The sequence below is a fragment of the Halomonas kalidii genome, assembly GCF_030010475.1.
Lineage (GTDB): Bacteria > Pseudomonadota > Gammaproteobacteria > Pseudomonadales > Halomonadaceae > Halomonas > Halomonas heilongjiangensis.
This window is the reverse complement of sequence record NZ_JASCQN010000025.1, coordinates 134,654-151,520: the sequence shown is the minus strand read 5'-3', so window position 1 is coordinate 151,520 and position 16,867 is coordinate 134,654. Positions and strand designations below refer to the sequence as shown.

12 protein-coding genes and 4 tRNA genes are annotated in these 16,867 nt (G+C 63.1%); 7 read left to right on the top strand and 9 right to left on the bottom strand.

Translation table 11 applies throughout. The features are described from left to right. Positions 1-10 precede the first annotated feature (10 nt). The 3 genes from QLQ85_RS05375 to QLQ85_RS05365 are packed head-to-tail and all read left to right on the top strand — an operon-like array spanning position 11 to position 2,550. Positions 11-1,213 (top strand): Gfo/Idh/MocA family oxidoreductase, encoded by a 1,203-nt coding sequence (locus QLQ85_RS05375; RefSeq protein WP_282738042.1) that lies wholly within the window; start codon positions 11-13, stop codon positions 1,211-1,213. 46 nt (positions 1,214-1,259) lie between these two features. Beyond that, entirely contained in the window at positions 1,260-1,745 is a 486-nt protein-coding gene (locus QLQ85_RS05370; RefSeq protein ID WP_282738041.1) for a MarR family winged helix-turn-helix transcriptional regulator, read from the top strand. A 43-nt stretch (positions 1,746-1,788) separates the two neighbouring features. After that, positions 1,789-2,550 carry a class II aldolase/adducin family protein gene (locus QLQ85_RS05365; protein ID WP_282738040.1) on the top strand — a complete coding sequence of 254 codons (762 nt, stop codon included), beginning with the start codon at positions 1,789-1,791 and terminating at the stop codon, positions 2,548-2,550. A gap of 87 nt (positions 2,551-2,637) precedes the next feature. Here QLQ85_RS05365 and nadC read toward each other — a convergent pair whose 3' ends face one another. The 9 genes from nadC to QLQ85_RS05320 all read right to left on the bottom strand — a co-directional run bounded on the left by nadC (position 2,638) and on the right by QLQ85_RS05320 (position 10,134). Beyond that, positions 2,638-3,486 carry a carboxylating nicotinate-nucleotide diphosphorylase gene (nadC, locus tag QLQ85_RS05360; RefSeq protein ID WP_282738039.1) on the bottom strand — a complete coding sequence of 283 codons (849 nt, stop codon included), beginning with the start codon at positions 3,484-3,486 and terminating at the stop codon, positions 2,638-2,640. Positions 3,487-3,704: 218 nt separating this feature from the next. Then, positions 3,705-5,621: a TRAP transporter permease gene (locus QLQ85_RS05355; protein ID WP_282738038.1), complete on the bottom strand. Its 1,917-nt coding sequence runs from the start codon at positions 5,619-5,621 to the stop codon at positions 3,705-3,707. 36 nt (positions 5,622-5,657) lie between these two features. After that, positions 5,658-6,656: a TAXI family TRAP transporter solute-binding subunit gene (locus tag QLQ85_RS05350; protein WP_282738037.1), complete on the bottom strand. Its 999-nt coding sequence runs from the start codon at positions 6,654-6,656 to the stop codon at positions 5,658-5,660. 101 nt (positions 6,657-6,757) lie between these two features. Next, positions 6,758-7,750: an ABC transporter substrate-binding protein gene (locus tag QLQ85_RS05345; RefSeq protein WP_282738036.1), complete on the bottom strand. Its 993-nt coding sequence runs from the start codon at positions 7,748-7,750 to the stop codon at positions 6,758-6,760. A 45-nt stretch (positions 7,751-7,795) separates the two neighbouring features. After that, positions 7,796-9,109, bottom strand: coding sequence for a Rieske 2Fe-2S domain-containing protein (locus QLQ85_RS05340; protein ID WP_282738035.1), 1,314 nt, complete (start codon positions 9,107-9,109; stop codon positions 7,796-7,798). Positions 9,110-9,620: 511 nt separating this feature from the next. Then, positions 9,621-9,696, bottom strand: a tRNA-Asn gene (locus tag QLQ85_RS05335). 33 nt (positions 9,697-9,729) lie between these two features. Next, positions 9,730-9,805: transfer RNA gene (locus QLQ85_RS05330), tRNA-Asn, on the bottom strand. A 43-nt stretch (positions 9,806-9,848) separates the two neighbouring features. Further along, a tRNA-Asn gene (locus tag QLQ85_RS05325) sits at positions 9,849-9,924 on the bottom strand. Between the two features lie 133 nt (positions 9,925-10,057). Continuing rightward, positions 10,058-10,134, bottom strand: a tRNA-Met gene (locus QLQ85_RS05320). 211 nt (positions 10,135-10,345) lie between these two features. Here QLQ85_RS05320 and betI point away from each other — a divergent pair. From betI to QLQ85_RS05300, 4 genes are all read left to right on the top strand, one after another. Then, the gene (gene betI, locus QLQ85_RS05315) at positions 10,346-10,951 is read left to right on the top strand and encodes a transcriptional regulator BetI (RefSeq protein WP_282738034.1); all 606 of its coding nucleotides are present in this window, start codon (positions 10,346-10,348) and stop codon (positions 10,949-10,951) included. Positions 10,952-10,962: 11 nt separating this feature from the next. After that, positions 10,963-12,432: a betaine-aldehyde dehydrogenase gene (gene betB, locus QLQ85_RS05310; protein ID WP_282738033.1), complete on the top strand. Its 1,470-nt coding sequence runs from the start codon at positions 10,963-10,965 to the stop codon at positions 12,430-12,432. A 9-nt stretch (positions 12,433-12,441) separates the two neighbouring features. Beyond that, positions 12,442-14,133 carry a choline dehydrogenase gene (gene betA, locus QLQ85_RS05305; RefSeq protein WP_282738032.1) on the top strand — a complete coding sequence of 564 codons (1,692 nt, stop codon included), beginning with the start codon at positions 12,442-12,444 and terminating at the stop codon, positions 14,131-14,133. A gap of 169 nt (positions 14,134-14,302) precedes the next feature. Next, positions 14,303-16,750, top strand: a complete 2,448-nt coding sequence (locus QLQ85_RS05300; RefSeq protein WP_282738031.1) for an acyl-CoA dehydrogenase — start codon at positions 14,303-14,305, stop codon at positions 16,748-16,750. Positions 16,751-16,867 lie beyond the last annotated feature (117 nt).

The following is a 16,867-nucleotide window of genomic DNA, read 5'->3' as shown; positions in this document are numbered from 1 at the left end:
AGTCCGCACCATGACAGTGCCACGCTTGAAACTCGGCATCGCGGGGTTAGGTCGCGGCTTCATGCTGCTGTTGCCCACCCTCGCGACCCACCCCGGTATCCACCTGGCGGCGGCGGCCGATCCACGCTCAGAGGCCCGCCGGCAGTTCCGTGCCGATTTCGCCGCCACCACCTACGCTGAGGTCGCCGACCTGTGCGCCGATCCCGACGTGGAAGCGGTATATGTCGCCACTCCCCACCAGTTTCATCGCGAGCATGTCGAACTGGCGGCGGCACACGGCAAGCATGTCCTGGTCGAGAAGCCGATGGCACTCTCCCTAGAGGATTGCCAGGCCATGATCGATGCCATGCACCGCGCCGGGCGCTGGCTGGTCGTCGGACACAGTCATAGCTTCGATGCGCCCTATCTGCGGACTCGTGAGATGATCGACAGCCAGGACTTCGGGGAGGTGCGTATGATCAGCGCCCTGAACTACACAGACTTTCTCTACCGTCCCCGGCGTCCGGAAGAGTTGGATACGTCGCAGGGCGGCGGTGTGGTGTTCAGCCAGGCCGCTCATCAGGTCGATATCGTGCGCCTGCTCGGCGGTGGGCACGTCAAGAGCGTGCGTGCCGCCACGGGAAGCTGGGATTCTGCACGCCCCACGGAAGGTGCCTACAGTGCGCTGCTCACCTTTGACAATGGCGTCTTTGCCAACATGACATACAGCGGCTTCGCGCATTTCGACAGCGACGAATTCTGCGGGTGGTCAGGCGAACTGGGACAACCACGAGATCCCGACCAGTACGGCAGTGCCAGGGCGAGACTGGCGGAGATGCAGGGCCCCGAAGAGGAAGCCGCCCTCAAGAATGCCCGCACCTATGGCGCCGGCCTGTCCCTGGTTAATAGCCAGCCACAGGACATCGCTCACAATCATTTCGGCTTCGTCCTCGTTTCCTGCGATGGCGCCGACCTTCGTCCCATGCCGCACGGGGTGCAGGTCTATGCCCATACTCGACGCCATCTGGAACCCTTGTCGCCACCGGAGATCCCGAGGCGTGAAGTCCTGGATGAACTGATAGGAGCCATACGCCATGACCGTCGCCCCATTCACACCGGCGAATGGGGCATGGCAACGATGGAAGTCTGCCTGGCGATACTGGAATCCGCTCGGCATGGCCATGAAGTCATGCTATCCCATCAGGCAAGTGTGCCGAAATCCAACGTGTTATAGTTTAATATTGGGTTAGGGCAATATCGATTCCTTGGAGGACACCACGATGCCTCGTACTACCAACCAGGAAACCCGCACGGTTCTTCGTCATTGGCAAGAGGATGTGCCGGACGATCGCCTGGCTCACTTGATACGTGATGCCGGCCGAGTTCTAACAAAAAGTCTACAGACACGCTTGGCGGAGCACTCGGTCAGCTTCGGTCACTGGTCGTTCCTGCGTATCCTCTGGGTGACGGAAGGATTGACCCAACGTGAGCTCAGCGAGCAGGCTGGACTGATGGAACCCACGACCTTTACCGCCCTGAAAGCGATGGAGGCCAACGGCCTGATCGAACGCCGGCAACTGAATGGTAATCGCAAGAACATCCACATCTACCTGACACAGAAGGGCCGCGACCTCAAGGAAACCCTGATCCCTCTTGCTGAGGATGTCAACGAGATTGCTGTGCAAGGTGTCGAGTGTGCAGACCTCCGAGTGACACGACGCACCTTGCTCAAGATCATCAGTAACCTGGCTTCGGCCAACGAATAACTCCTGACCATCACCTTCATACTCACCATCCGATGGAATAGCGATGCATACCAATAATTCGACCTCGGTTATGTCCCCCCAAAGTAAAGAAGAACTATTGGAGGACCTGGTAGATGCCAACCATATCCTTTTCAATGAAGGGGTACTCGATGCCTTCGGACATGTCAGCATCCGGCACCCAGAAAATAGCGAACGGTTTCTGCTGGCGCGCAACATGGCACCCGGGCTCGTCACTTTGGACGATATCCTGACCTTCGATCTCGATGGCAACCCCATCGATGCCGATGGCCGCTCCGTCTATCTCGAGCGCTTCATTCATGGCGAGATCTACCGTGCACGACCGGATGTCATGGCGGTCGTGCATAGCCACTCCCCTTCCGTCGTCCCCTTCAGTGCCGTCAAGTCGACTCCCTTGCGGCCGATGTGCCACATGAGCGGCTTCCTTGGTGCAGGCGCGCCGGTCTTCGAGATCCGGGATACGGCGGGCACGGCGACGGACCTGTTGATCCGGGACCGTTCGCTGGGGGCTTCGCTTGCCGACTCTCTGGGAAACGGCAATGTCGTGCTGATGCGCGGGCATGGCGCGACGGTCACCGGACCCACCTTGAAGCAAGCGGTTTACCGAGCCATCTATGTCGAAGTGAATGCACGGCTTCAAGCTGACGCGCTGCGACTAGGACCCGTCGAATACCTGACCCCCGAGGAGGCCAGCACGGCCAGGGACACGACCGAGGGACAAGTGGAAAGGCCTTGGCAGCTATGGAAAATGCGGGCACGTCATGCGCGAGCCCATCTCGGCGCTTGAGGCCTTGGCACATCGGCGTCTCCCAGCTGCCGATTCCACGCTTGATAACCGAGTGAAGTCGGCAGTTTCCATTGGCCTCTTACCCTTTCACATCGATAGACGCATCGACAGATCGATCGCCTTGAGGTCCTTGGTCAGGGTGCCAAGGGAGATGTAATCGACCCCCGTCCTGGCAATATCTACCAGGGTTGCCTCCGTGACGCCTCCCGAGGCTTCGAGCATCACGCGTCCCGCCGCCACACGGACGGCCGTGCGCATGTCCTCGACACCGAAGTTATCCAGCATGATCATGTCGGGCCTCGCCAGGAGTGCTTGTTCGAATTCCTTAAGGTCTTCGACCTCCACTTCGATCGGCTTCTCGGGTGCCAGACGCCTTGCTTCGGCTATCGCCATGGCAATACCCCCACAAGCCGTAATATGATTCTCCTTGATGAGGTAGCCATCGTACAGGCCCATGCGGTGACTGAGACACCCGCCGCAGGTCACCGCATACTTCTGCGCAAGACGCAGGCCGGGTAGGGTCTTGCGAGTATCCAGTAATTTCACCGGCGTCTCTTTCACCAGGCTCGCATAGTAGTGACTCCGAGTCGCGGTGCCTGACAGTACCTGAAGGAAATTGAGTGCGCTGCGCTCACCACTGAGCAGCGATCGGGCATCTCCCGACAGCTCACAGAGCGACTGCCCTGGCTCGACCCGGTCACCATCGGCCACACTCCACTTGACCTCGACTCGAGGGTCGATCTGTCTGAATACTTTGTCAACCCAGGCGATACCGCAGACGATGGCATTTTCTCTCACTATGATACGCGCCATCGCCGCGCACGCTTCGCTGATCAACAGTGCCGTTACATCGCCCGCGCCAATATCTTCTGCCAATGCCGATTCGACATTTTCTGTCACGGCCTTCTCGAGTAGCTGGTCATCGATCCGATACATCTTGCCCCCTTAGCATTCTTGACCAGTGCCGAAATGGCGGCCATACGAACTCCCTGACCCATCAACGCTGATGGAACATTCGGCTTGTGTGGCCGTCAATGCTGGACGAACAAGAGGCAACACTGATGCCATGGTATTTACGGCACCAGTGTTGCCTCTCCTATCCATCATCTACCATTGTTTGCAACTAACGAGCGACGCTGTGCGCTATCCACACATCATCCTACCGTCAACTTCTGCCTATGAAGCCGCAGATGAGGTGTCCCGATAATCGCCATGGCGACCACGATCATCGCCAGGGCAACCGCCCACCCGCTCGGGGTGATGAAGAGCAGTCCCGCCAAGCCAAAGCCAAGCCTCGGAAGCATGGCGACTCGTCCGCGCCAATACCCTTCCACGGCGATACTCAGCAGCAGGACACCGACCACTGCGGTGGTACTGGTAACCGCGATCTCCATCCAGTCGCCGACCATCAGCAATCCCTCGCCATACACGAAGGCAAACGGCACGATGAAAGCCGTGATGGCCAATCTTACGGCCCCGGTGGCAATCTCCAGGGGCTTGGCATCCGCGATGGCCGAAGCGGCGAAGGCGGCCACTGCGACCGGTGGTGTCATGGCGGAGAGCACGGCGAAGTAGAGGATGAACATGTTGGTCTGGAGGACACTGAAGTCCAGGCCCAGCAAGGTGGGTCCAACCAACACGGCGGCCAGGATGAAGGCCGAGGGGGTCGGCATGCCCATGCCCAGGATGATGGCTAACACAGCGGAGATGACCAGGGCCAGGAAGGCCGTATCGCCGGCCAACAAGTAGACGAGATCGGCGAACTTTCCGCCCAGGCCCGTCATGGAGATCCCCCCGATCACCAGACCGGCCGCCGCACAGGCGGCCACGACGGAGACCATCCGTAGCGTAGTGACGGCCAGGGCATCCCAGATCGCCTTGGGCCCCATCCGGGTCGAACGGCGCACCATTGACACCATCAACACCACGACCGTGGACACCGCCGCAACGAAGGTGGGCGAATAGCCCATCAGCAAAGCCGCCGACAAGGCAATCAACGGTAGGATGAACAGGCCACCGTTCTTGAGGGTGCCTTGCAACGGCGGGGTCTCTTCCTTCGACAATCCTCTCAGGCCCAGCTTCTGGGAACGCAAGTGCACCTGCGCGTAAACGCACAGGAAATAGAGCAGAGCAGGAATAATACCGGCAATGGCGATATCACGGTATTCGATTCCCGTATATTCCGCCATGATGAAGGCCGCCGAGCCCATGACAGGAGGCAACAAGCTCCCCCCCGTCGAGGCGGCCACCTCGACGCTGCCCGAAAGTGATTTGCTATACCCGAGACGCTGCATGATCGGGATGGTGACGGAACCCGTCGTCACCACATCGGAAGTCGGGCTACCCGACATGGTACCGTAGAGCGCCGAGGAAATAACGGCAATCTTGGCCGGTCCGCCTGTTCTACGACCGGCAACCGCGGACGCCAGGTTATAGAAGAACTCGGCGCCGCCTGCCTTGGACAGGAAGGTACCAAACATCACAAACAGGAAGGCGTAGGTCGCCGCGACGCGAAGCGGCACGCCGAACAAGCCATCCGAGGTGAACATCATGATATCGAGGAAGTGGTTGTAGCTGACTTCCCTGAAGCCGAACGCTCCCGGCAAGCCGTGTCCCCACAGGTTGTAGATGACAAAGACCAGAACGACGCTGGTCAGGCCAAAGCCGACCGTGCGACGCGTGGCCTCGATCGTCAGCACCAGCAGTACGCTGGCCGCCAGCAAATCAGGAAGTTCCAGTGGAAACAGCAAGGTGATGCGCTCGACGATCCGCTGGCTTTCCACAAGAAAATAGAGACCAACGACGAGACTCGCCACGACAAGACACCAGTCGAACACGCTGGGACGATCCTGTCGCCCCTTGGGCCCTGCACTCACATTGAGGAACAGCAAGGCCAGCATGGCGGAGAGAAACACGACCATCATGGCATAAAGATCGACATATACGATCGTCGTCGTGTAAATGACCGCCAGTGCCACGAGGGCAGCGCATCCATGCACTGCCATCCCCAGCTTGCCCGTCAAGGTTCGCTTGGCGCCGGTTCCCGTTACAATCGAGAAGAAGTGATTCATCGAGAAACCTCTCAGCAGTGATACCATCTTTCCCGCTTAGCGAAGGCCAACTTCCTTGAGGTAACGTTCGGCACCATCATGGTAGGGAACCACTTCGACATCCGCCATGATTTCCGGCGTCAGGCTTTCCATGGCAGGGTGAACACCGGCAATCTTTTCGTAGTTTTCGTAGAAGGCCTTGGTCAGATTATAGGCCATGTCTTCGTCCATGTCGCTGCGCACGGCCAGGGTAGCGCTGATCGATACGGTGGGTGTTTCCTCAAGTGCCCAGTCGTAGGCGCCCGCGGGAATCGTGAAGGAGTTGGTACCCGTTTTTTCCGAGACTTCCAGAATGGTTTCCTCGGAAAGCGGCAACAGGTTCATATCGACACTGGAAGCCGCCTGCATGATCGAGCTTTGTCCCACGAACAGGCTGTTCAGGAACATGTCGATACGCCGATCCTGAATCAGGCCTGACTGCTCACTGGAAGCGGCATAGATGATGTCGCCTCCCCAGCTCTTGACCTCATCCGGACCTGCCCCGATGGCCTCCAGCATGGCTTCCGCCACACCTGAGGCGATATTCCCCCGCTTGTTGATGGCGATGGTGATCGGTGGCTTGATCTCGGCGATATCCGCAAAGCTCGAGATGCCATGCTTCTCCGCAAACTCCTTCCGGATAACGGCCTGCATGGGCGCCCAGGTGTAGAGGTAAGAGAGCACCCTGATATCGTCGTTGACAGGCTCGCGAAAAGGGGCCTCGCCATCACGCGCCAACTGCAGGACGGCATCCTCGATGATACCCAGGCTGGCGTCACCGCGCTGCAGGACTGCCACATTGGCGATACCGCCACCCGAGGTTTGATAGGTCACAGTCGAGCCGGGATATTCCGCTTTCAAGGCACTGTCCAGACCGGCACCCAGCAGTGACCACAGCCCTCCTGGCGAGGCACCGGCAACGGTGAGATTGTATTCCTGGGCCGACGCGACATTCATCATCATCCCAGGAACGACAAGGGCCATGGCCATCACGGATTTCTTGATTGAGATTTTCATTTGTTCACCTTTTGTACTGGCGTCGTCATTGGTTCTACGGGGGGTTTGTTGTTGTAAAGGTGTCGCTGTGCGACGGATACAACCGTCCATCCCAAGGACAGTCAGATCTTGAAGCTTTCCAGCGTGGCGGGATGGAACAGATCCTCCGGCTTCAGGAGTCGCTGGGACAACCCCTCCGCATGGTGTTGCACGAGAAACCGCTCCAGCGTGTCCCGGTTGGGAGAAAAGCCGTAGGACCAGAAATCCTCACCCATCAGGCGTCGGGCAGCCTGAAGCTGGTCCTCGACGAACGGAAGTGTCACCTTGGTTGCCGAGGTGTCACTGAGTTTCGCCAGCGCCTTGGCTTTGGACTGCTCGAAAGCCTTGTAGACGGAGAAGGGCAGCCAGGGATGGCGCTCTACCAGTGTCTTGCGAATACCCAGCAGATGCATGATGGGGAAAATACCGGTTCGGCGGTACCAGTCCGAGGCTGCCTGTTGAGGATCACGGTAGAGATAACCCACATGGGGATGCCCCTGCATGAAACAGGATGGAGCTCGCGGCCCCATTACCGCATCCAGCTCACCGGAAGCCAGCATGCCGGAGAGTGTTTCTCCCACGGGAATATTCTCCACACCGACTCCCTCGGGAAGATCGAGGTTGATCTTCTCGACCCGGCCCGGCTCCTCGTAACCACCACGCATCCAGGTCACATCACGGGGCTGGAGGCCATGATCCTCCTCGAGGAACAAGCGGGCCCAGACATTGGCGGTCAACTGATATTCGGGAACACCGATGCGCTTGCCCCGCAGATCGGCCGGCGATTCGATACCTCGATCGGTCCGAATGTAGATGGAGGTATGCCGAAAGGCGCGCGAGGGAAAGACGGGCACCCCGATATAGGGACAATTACCCGCCGCTGTCTTCACGGTGTAGCTGCTCAGCGAGAGCTCGGTGATATCGAAGTCGGCATGACGGAAGGCACGAAAAAAGATCTCCTCCGGGTCATGCAGCATGAATACCGGATCCACGCCATCGATCTGCACTTCTCCATCGATCAATGGCCTTACGCGGTCGTAATTGCCGACGGCAACCGAAAGTTCCAGCTTGTTCATCAGGGTTCCTGCTTTGTTATCAGTGAGACACAGTGTTATGGCGTCTTAACTGGTGGCGTGATGCTGTTCGCCGGCACTCGGCTCCGCTTCTTCGGGGGCGGTACCCAATTGACGCCAATCGGTTTCCTTGGTGACGATGCCCTGAAAGGACTTGAGTTTGTAATGCGGTATTCGCGGCTCCTCGGTGCCGATGGCCGCCCCCCCTTGTTGCATGGTCTTGGCGGCCTGGACCATCTGGCGACGGAACTCGACGATTGCCAGGTCGCTCGCACCGAGACGATCATGGCTACGATCGGCGATCGGGCCCATGGTTTCCCACATCGCGATGTCCTGATTGGGAATGCCCTTGATCCCGGTAAAGCTGGTACCGAGTTGCATGATGCGGCGGTCCTGCCAGTAGTTGTTCTCGCGGGTGCGGAACTTTCGGAAGTGCTTGTCCACATCGATCCCGATCTGCGTGCCGAGGAACTTGCGCCAGGATTCGGTATCCGGCGTGGTGCTCACGTCGCCCCAGGCGATGAAGTGGAATGCCGTATGGGTGTCATCGATCGGCACATGCAGGATCGCGATGTCGTAGAGGTTGTTCGGAGGGATCTGCACGGTGTAGGGCGCGATGAACAGCGTGGTACGCACATAGTCATGCGTCCGGGCATCCTTGATCGGCCGACGGATCGCGGCATAGCGGAAACCGAAGGGGGTCTGCTGCACCTGCAGACGCGGCGCCTTGTCCGTCGAAGGGCGCAGCCAGAGCTTTTCGGTGGCTTCGGCCCCTCCCGTGCGGGCCGGCACCATGTCGGTGGAGTGCAGGCTCGAGGAGTGCGCCGAGTCGATGGCCCCCTCGAGGATCTGGGCCCAGTTGCAATCGACGATCACCTTGGAGATGGACACCTTGGTTTCCGGCGTCGGCTGGAATACCGGCGACATGAATTCCGGCTGCTCCTCGGCCGGCCCCATGTAGACCCAAACGAAGCCTGCCGCCTCATGGGTGGGATACGCCTTGTGCTTGACCTTCTCGGTCATCTTCGATTCCGGCGGCTCGGAGGCCATCTCCAGGACATTGCCCTCGACGTCCATCTTCCAGCCATGGTACAGGCAGCGCAGCCCACACTCCTCGTTACGGCCCAGCACCAGTGAAGCGCGCCGATGCGGGCACATCTCGTCCAGCACTCCCACGCGCCCTTCGGTATCGCGGAAGGCCACCAGATCCTCACCGAGCAGCCGTACCCGCACCGGATCACCGTCCGGCTCCTGGATTTCCTCGGATAGGCAAGCCGGCAGCCAGTGGCGACGCATGATCTGCCCCATGGGGGCATGACCTTCGACACGGCACAGCAGATCGTTCTCTTCTTGTGTCAGCATAAGGCACGGTCTCCGTTTCAAGGGATAGTGAGCGTTTCGAGGAGGCCTCGTCGATATACTTAGATATCTAACTTACATGCCTAACCATAGCGCCTCGAGCGGCCATGTCAAACAGACCAAAGTCGCATCCCCGTGTGTTGGGCACCGCGACGCTGACGTGACCGCTTCCCGCCCGCTGCACCATCCCAAGCCTTGGTCAGCCCTCCAGGACGTGGGAGCACGACAGGAAGAAGCGCTAATGTGAAGCGCAGATCACCGGTAGTCTCCGGCTGGCCAGAGCGGCCATCTCGAGCGTGATAGAGCGAGCTCCAGGGGAGCTATCAGGATGCAGGCGTGATCAGCGAAGGGAGAGAGGAGCCGTCCGGTTCAGCGGCGACGCAGGCCTTGCCGACACCAGCCGGGGCAGAAATAATGCAACGAATCCACACGGATCCGTGTGGATAACCACCGAAGGATTGCTTACAGGCGGCATCGCCAAGCAGCTGTTGAAGCTACTGAAGAAGAGAAGGTTTGGCTCCCCGAGCAGGACTCGAACCTGCGACCCAATGATTAACAGTCATTTGCTCTACCAACTGAGCTATCGGGGAATGGCCGGGATACGGCGGAAGGGATGCGGCGGTTGGCTCCTCGAGCAGGACTCGAACCTGCGACCCAGTGATTAACAGTCACTTGCTCTACCAACTGAGCTATCGAGGAATGACCGATTACCGCGCTGTGCTCGCTGCCGTGGAGGCGAAACTGGCTCCCCGAGCAGGACTCGAACCTGCGACCCAATGATTAACAGTCATTTGCTCTACCAACTGAGCTATCGGGGAACGGCCTCGAGCACGGGGCGTAGTATACGGATCGGACGTGCCAGGTCAAGGGGGAGTTGCCGTGGGAGCCGGCCGGGAAGCAGCGAAAAACGCCCGCCCGGTCGGTGACCGGGCGGGCGTTCTCGAGGTGTTCTGGTGGCTACGCCCTGATTTGAACAGGGGACCCCATCATTATGAGTGATGTGCTCTAACCAGCTGAGCTACGTAGCCATTTTTCAGCTGACGGCCAAGGATACGCCGAACAACGGGGGTGGATTATGCACGTGGCCCGTCGGCTTGGCAAGCCCCGGGCCCGCCTTGGCGTCTCGTCAATTTCTTTTATTGATTGAACGTTCAATAAAAAAATGCCATGCTGAAACCGTTGGCCCTCCTGCCTCCCTCGAGCGGCAGGATGAACACCCACCGGAGAGGAGTCAGCAAGGTGCCCAAGGTCGGAATGGAACCCATCCGCCGCCAGCAGCTGATCAAGGCCACCATGGCGGCCATCGACGAGGTCGGCCTGGCCGACGCCACCGTGATGCGCATCGCCCGTCACGCCAGCGTCTCCGCCGGCATCATCAGCCACTACTTCGGCGGCAAGGACGGCCTGCTCGAGGCCACCATGCGCCAGATCCTCAGCGATCTCGGGACCGCGGTGGCGGCACGGCGCCGGGCACTCGCCGACAACAGCCCCCGAGCTCACCTCGGCGCCATCATCGACGGCAACTTCGACCGCAGCCAGGTGACCGGGCCGGTAGCCAAGACCTGGCTGGCCTTCTGGGCCAGCAGCATGCACAAGCCGACGCTGCAGCGCCTGCAGAGTGTCAACGACCATCGCCTCTATTCGAACCTGTGCAGCCAGTTCCGCCGCCTGATGCCCCGGGAGGAGGCGCGACGCGCCGCCCGCGGCCTGGCGGCGATGATCGACGGCCTGTGGCTGCGTGGCGCCCTGACACCGGAAGGGCTCGACGCCGACCGCGCGCGCCGGCTGGCCCATGACTACCTGGATCAACTGCTGGCCACCCATCCTTCGTCACCCGTTTCCTGAGAGGAGTCCCCATGGCAAGTCTCGACACCCAGACACTCTACATCGACGGCCGCCGGGTGGACGCCACCTCCGGCGAGACCTTCCCGGTCGTGAACCCCTTCGACGGCAGCCTGCTCGCCAATGTACAGCAGGCCTCCCCTGCCGACCTGGATGCCGCCGTCGCCGCGGCGCGCCGTGGCCAGCGGGCCTGGGCCGCCATGACCGGCATGCAGCGCGGCCGCGTCCTGAACCGCGCCGTGGCGCTCTTGAGAGAGCGCAATGATGAGCTCGCCGAGCTCGAGACCCGCAACACCGGCAAGCCGATCAGCGAGACCGCGGCGGTGGACATCGTCACCGGCGCCGACGTGCTCGAATACTATGCCGGCCTGGCTCCGGCCATCGAGGGCAGCCAGATTCCGCTGCGCGAGGGGTCGTTCGTCTATACCCGTCGCGAACCGCTGGGAGTGATCGGCGCCATCGGCGCCTGGAACTACCCGATCCAGATCGCCTGCTGGAAGGCCGCCCCGGCGCTGGCCGCCGGCAACGCCGTGGTCTTCAAGCCCAGCGAGGTCACCCCGCTGACCGCCATGGCGCTGGCCGAGATCCTCACAGAGGCGGGCCTGCCCGACGGCGTCTTCAACGTCATCCATGGCGACGGCCGGATCGGCGCCCTGCTCACCGAACACCCGGGCATCGACAAGATCTCCTTCACCGGCGAGGTGGGCACCGGCAGGAAGGTGATGGCCGCCGCCGGCGGCTCGACGCTCAAGGACGTGACCATGGAGCTCGGCGGCAAGTCGCCGCTGATCGTCTACGCCGATGCCGACCTCGACCGCGCCGCTGACGCCGCCATGATGGCCAACTTCTACTCCAGCGGGCAGATCTGCACCAACGGCACCCGGGTGTTCGTCGAGCGCACCGTCAAGGCGGCCTTCGAGGCGAAGGTCGCCGAGCGCGTGGCGCGCATCCGCGCCGGTGACCCGCTCGACCCGGCCGTCAACTTCGGCCCCCTGGTGAGCTTCGAGCACCAGCAGAAGGTGCTCGGCTACATCGCCCTGGGCAAGCAGGACGGCGCCATCGTGCTGGCCGGCGGCGACGCCTGGGACAGCGGCGACTGGGCCCGCGGCGCCTGGGCCGCCCCCACGGTGTTCACCGACTGCACGGATGCGATGCGCATCGTGCGCGAGGAGATCTTCGGCCCGGTGATGGCGATTCTCGCCTTCGACGACGAGGATGAGGTGATCCGCCGCGCCAACGACACCCACTACGGCCTGGCCGCCGGGGTCTTCACCGAGAGCCTGAACCGCGCCCATCGCACCATCCACCGCCTGGAGGCCGGCATCTGCTGGATCAACACCTGGGGCGAGTCCCCCGCCGAGATGCCGGTGGGCGGTTACAAGCAGTCCGGCGTGGGCCGCGAGAACGGCATCGAGACCCTCGCCCACTACACCCAGACCAAGTCGGTCCAGGTGGAGATGGGACCCTTCGAATCGGTGTTTTAAGGAGACCCCATGTCCCAGATCCGTGAATTCGACTATGTCATCATCGGCGCCGGTTCGGCCGGCAATGTGCTCGCCACCCGCCTGACCGAAGACCCGGAAGTGAGCGTGCTACTGCTCGAGGCCGGCGGACCCGACTACCGCCTCGACTTCCGCACCCAGATGCCGGCGGCGCTCGCCTACCCACTGCAGGGCCAGCGCTACAACTGGGCCTTCGAGACCGACCCGGAGCCCCACATGGACGGACGGCGCATGGAGTGTGGCCGCGGCAAGGGCCTCGGTGGCTCCTCGCTGATCAACGGCATGTGCTACATCCGCGGCAACGCCCTGGACTACGATCACTGGGCCAAGGCGCCCGGCCTTGCGGACTGGACCTACGCCGACTGCCTGCCCTACTTCCGCAAGGCCGAAAGCCGCGACATCGGCCCCGACGCCTACCATGGCGGTGACGGCCCGGTGAGCGTGACGACCCCGAAGCCCGGGAACAATCCCCTGTATCGCGTCTTCATCGAGGCCGGCAAGCAGGCCGGCTACGCCGAGACCGAGGACGTCAACGGCTATCGTCAGGAGGGCTTCGGCCCCATGGATCGCTTCGTCACCCCCCAGGGGCGTCGCGCCTCCACCGCCCGGGGTTATCTCGACCAGGCCAAGGGGCGCGAGAATCTCACCATCGAGACCCACGCCACCACCGACGTCATCGAGTTCGAGGGCAAGCGCGCGGTGGGCGTGCGCTACGCGCGCAAGGGCCAGGTCTGGCGGGTCAGCGCCCGTCGCGAGGTGCTGCTGTGTGCCGGTGCCATCGCCTCGCCGCAGATCCTGCAGCGCTCCGGGGTCGGTCCGAAGGCGGTGCTCGACGAGTTCGGCATCGCGCCGGTACAGGTCAACGACAACGTCGGCGCCCACCTCCAGGACCATCTGGAGATGTACATCCAGTACGAGTGCAAGCAGCCGATCTCGCTCTATCCGGCACTGAAGTGGGTCAACCAGCCGAAGATCGGTGCCGAGTGGCTGTTCCTCGGCCGCGGCGTCGGCGCCAGCAACCAGTTCGAGTCCTGTGGCTTCATCCGCAGCAATGACCGCGAGAAGTGGCCCAACCTGCAGTACCACTTCCTGCCCATCGCCATCAGCTACAACGGCAAGAGCGCGGTGCAGGCCCACGGCTTCCAGGCCCATGTGGGCTCGATGCGTTCGGAGAGCCGCGGACGGATTCGCCTGACCTCCCGCGATCCCGGAGCGGCGCCCAGCATCCTGTTCAACTACATGTCCACCGACAAGGACTGGCAGGAGTTCCGCGACGCCATTCGCCTGACCCGCGAGATCATCGCCCAGCCCGCCTTCGACGCCTATCGCGGCCGGGAGATCTCGCCGGGGCCGGACGTGGCCACCGACGCCGAGCTCGACGCCTTCGTGCGCGAGCACGCCGAGACCGCCTACCATCCCTGCGGCAGCTGCCGCATGGGCGAGGGCGACGACGCCGTGGTGGACGGCCAGGGGCGGGTGCATGGCCTCGAGGGGCTGAGGGTCGTGGACGCCTCGCTGTTCCCGCTGATCCCCACCGGCAACCTCAACGCCCCGACCATCATGCTGGCGGAGAAGATCGCCGACCGGATCCGCGGCCGGGAGCCGCTGCCGCGCAGCGATGCCCCCTACTACGTGGCGAACGGCGCGCCGGCCAGGGTCGAGCCTCGTCGGCGTCTCGCCTGACCCCGGCTCGGCCGGCCACCCATGACGCCCCGCCCTGTCGACGACAGCGCGGGGCGTCTTCCTTCCACGAGGGTCGACAAGGGTCGCCAGTTGCCACACCATGGGCTAGTCTGCAAGAATTCAAACAACCGTTCGAAAGACGTGTTAACCGACGACACGGAGACGCCCCATGCTCACCCTGATTCTTCTCGTCCTCGCCGTGACCGGCCTGCTGGTGGTCATGCGCCGCGAGGCCGGCGCCCTGCCCGCCCTCGGCGTACTCGCCGTGCTCGGCCTGGCCGGCTTGCTGCTCGGCGCGCCGGTGCTCGGCGTGCTGCTGCTGATCGGCGCCGGCGGCGTGGCCGTGGCCGGCCTGCCGGCCCTGCGCATCCGCTGGCTCAGCCCCCGGCTCTTCGCCACCTTCAAGGAGGTCGCGCCGAGGGTCTCGGACACCGAGCGCACCGCCCTGGAGGCCGGTACCGTGGCCTGGGACGGCGAGCTGTTCTCCGGCCGGCCGGACTGGCAGCGCCTGCTCGACTATCGCGACGAGGGGCTCTCCGACGAGGAACGCGCCTTCCTCGAGCACCAGTGCAGCGTCGCGGCCGGCATGTGCAACGCCTGGGAGATCGCCCGGGAGCGCGCCGACCTGCCCCAGGAGCTGTGGGACTACCTCAAGTGGGAGGGCTTCTTCGGCATGATCATCCCGAAGGCGTATGGCGGCCTGGAGTTCTCGGCCAAGGCCCAGTCGCTGGTGCTGCAGAAGCTGTCGATCAGCGAGACGCTGATGGTCACCGTGGGGGTGCCCAATTCGCTGGGCCCGGGCGAGTTGCTGCTCAAGTACGGCACCCAGGCGCAGAAGGATCACTACCTGCCACGGCTGGCCGATGGCCGCGAGATCCCCTGCTTCGGGCTCACCGGCCCGCGGGCCGGCAGTGATGCCACCGCCATCCCCGACACCGGCGTGGTATGCCGGCAGGTGGTCGACGGCAAGGAGGTGCTGGGCCTGCGGCTGAACTTCGAGAAGCGCTGGATTACCCTGGCCCCCATCGCCACCGTGGTGGGGCTGGCCTTCCGCATGTTCGACCCGGACCACCTGCTCGGCGACGAAGAGGACCTGGGCATCACCTGCGCGCTGATTCCCCGCGATACCGCTGGCATGGAGATCGGCCGCCGCCACCACCCTATCGGCAGCCCCTTCATGAACGGCCCGATCAAGGGCCGCGACGTCTTCGTGGCGCTGGACACCATCATCGGCGGCCCCGAGATGGCCGGCCAGGGCTGGCGCATGCTGGTCGAGTGCCTCTCGGTGGGCCGCTGCATCACCCTGCCCTCCGGCGCCGCCGGCACCGCCCGCTATGGCCTGGGCTGGAGCGGCGGCTTCGCCCGCATTCGCCGCCAGTTCAACGTACCGGTGGCCGAGATGGAGGGCGTCCAGGAACCCCTGGCGCGCATGGCCGCGCTCTGCTACATCGCGCGGGCGGCGGTGTACCAGACCGCCAACACCATCGATCACGGGGTCAAGCCGGCGGTGCCCTCGGCGATCCTCAAGAGCCAGCTCACCGAGTTCCAGCGCCAGGCCCTGGGCGACGCCATGGATATCCACGGCGGCAAGGCGGTGACCCTGGGGCCGCGCAACTACCTCGGCATCGGCTACAGCGCCAACCCGGTGGCGATCACCGTGGAGGGCGCCAACATCATGACCCGCAACCTGATGATCTTCGGTCAGGGCGCCATCCGCTGCCATCCCTATGTGCTCGAGGAGCTGGCCGCCAAGGACGCCGATGACCTCCCGGCCTTCGACCGCGCCGTCTTCGGCCACACCGGCCTGATCCTCGGCAACGCCGCTCGCGCCCTCACCCAAGGCCTGGGGCTGGGCAAGCCGGCGGTGCCCTTCGACACCGTTGCCGCCCCCTACGCCCAGGACGCCGCACGGCTCTCCGCCGGCTTCGGCCTGTGTGCCGATGCCGCCATGGCCAGCCTCGGCGCCAGCATGAAACAGCGCGAGATGCTCTCGGCGCGCCTCGGCGACGTGCTCTCCAACCTCTACCTCGCCTCCATGGTGCTCAAGCAGTGGCACGACGGCGCCAAGGTCGAGGGCGAAGCGACGCTGCTCCACTACAGCTGCCGCTTCCTGCTCCACCGCGCCGAGCAGGCCCTGGACGAGCTGTTCGACAACCTGCCGAACCAGGCACTGGGCCGGTTGCTGCGGGTGATCGTGATGCCCACCGGGCGCCGCTGGAAGCGTCCCCACGACGACCTGGCCCGCGAGATCGCCCAGGCCGTCTCGCGGGATACCGCACTTCGCCGCACCCTGCTGGAGGCCACCTGGCAGGGCAGCGATGGCGCCCGCGACAACCCCCTGGCCCACTACAACGCCCTGCTCGTCGACTACGACCGTGCCGAGGTGCTCTACCGCACGGTCAACAAGGCCTACGCCAAGGGAGAACTGCCGATGCAGGCCCTGCACCCCGAGCAGCGCGTCGAGGCGGCCCTGGAGGCCGGCATCATCGGCGCGGACGATGCCGACTTCATGCGGCGCTACGAGGCCGAGGTGCTGGAGCTGCTCAGCGTCGACGACTTCGACTACGACGCCTTCGCCAGCGACAAGGCCAACATCCTGCGCCACAACGCGGCCTGACTCACGCCGCCCGAGCGGCGGCCCCCGCCCCCTGAACGACGACGCCCCGGCATGCCGGGGCGTTTTGATGGCCGTAATTTCATCAAGCGCCCGAGTGCAGTAGCGAATCACGCTTTC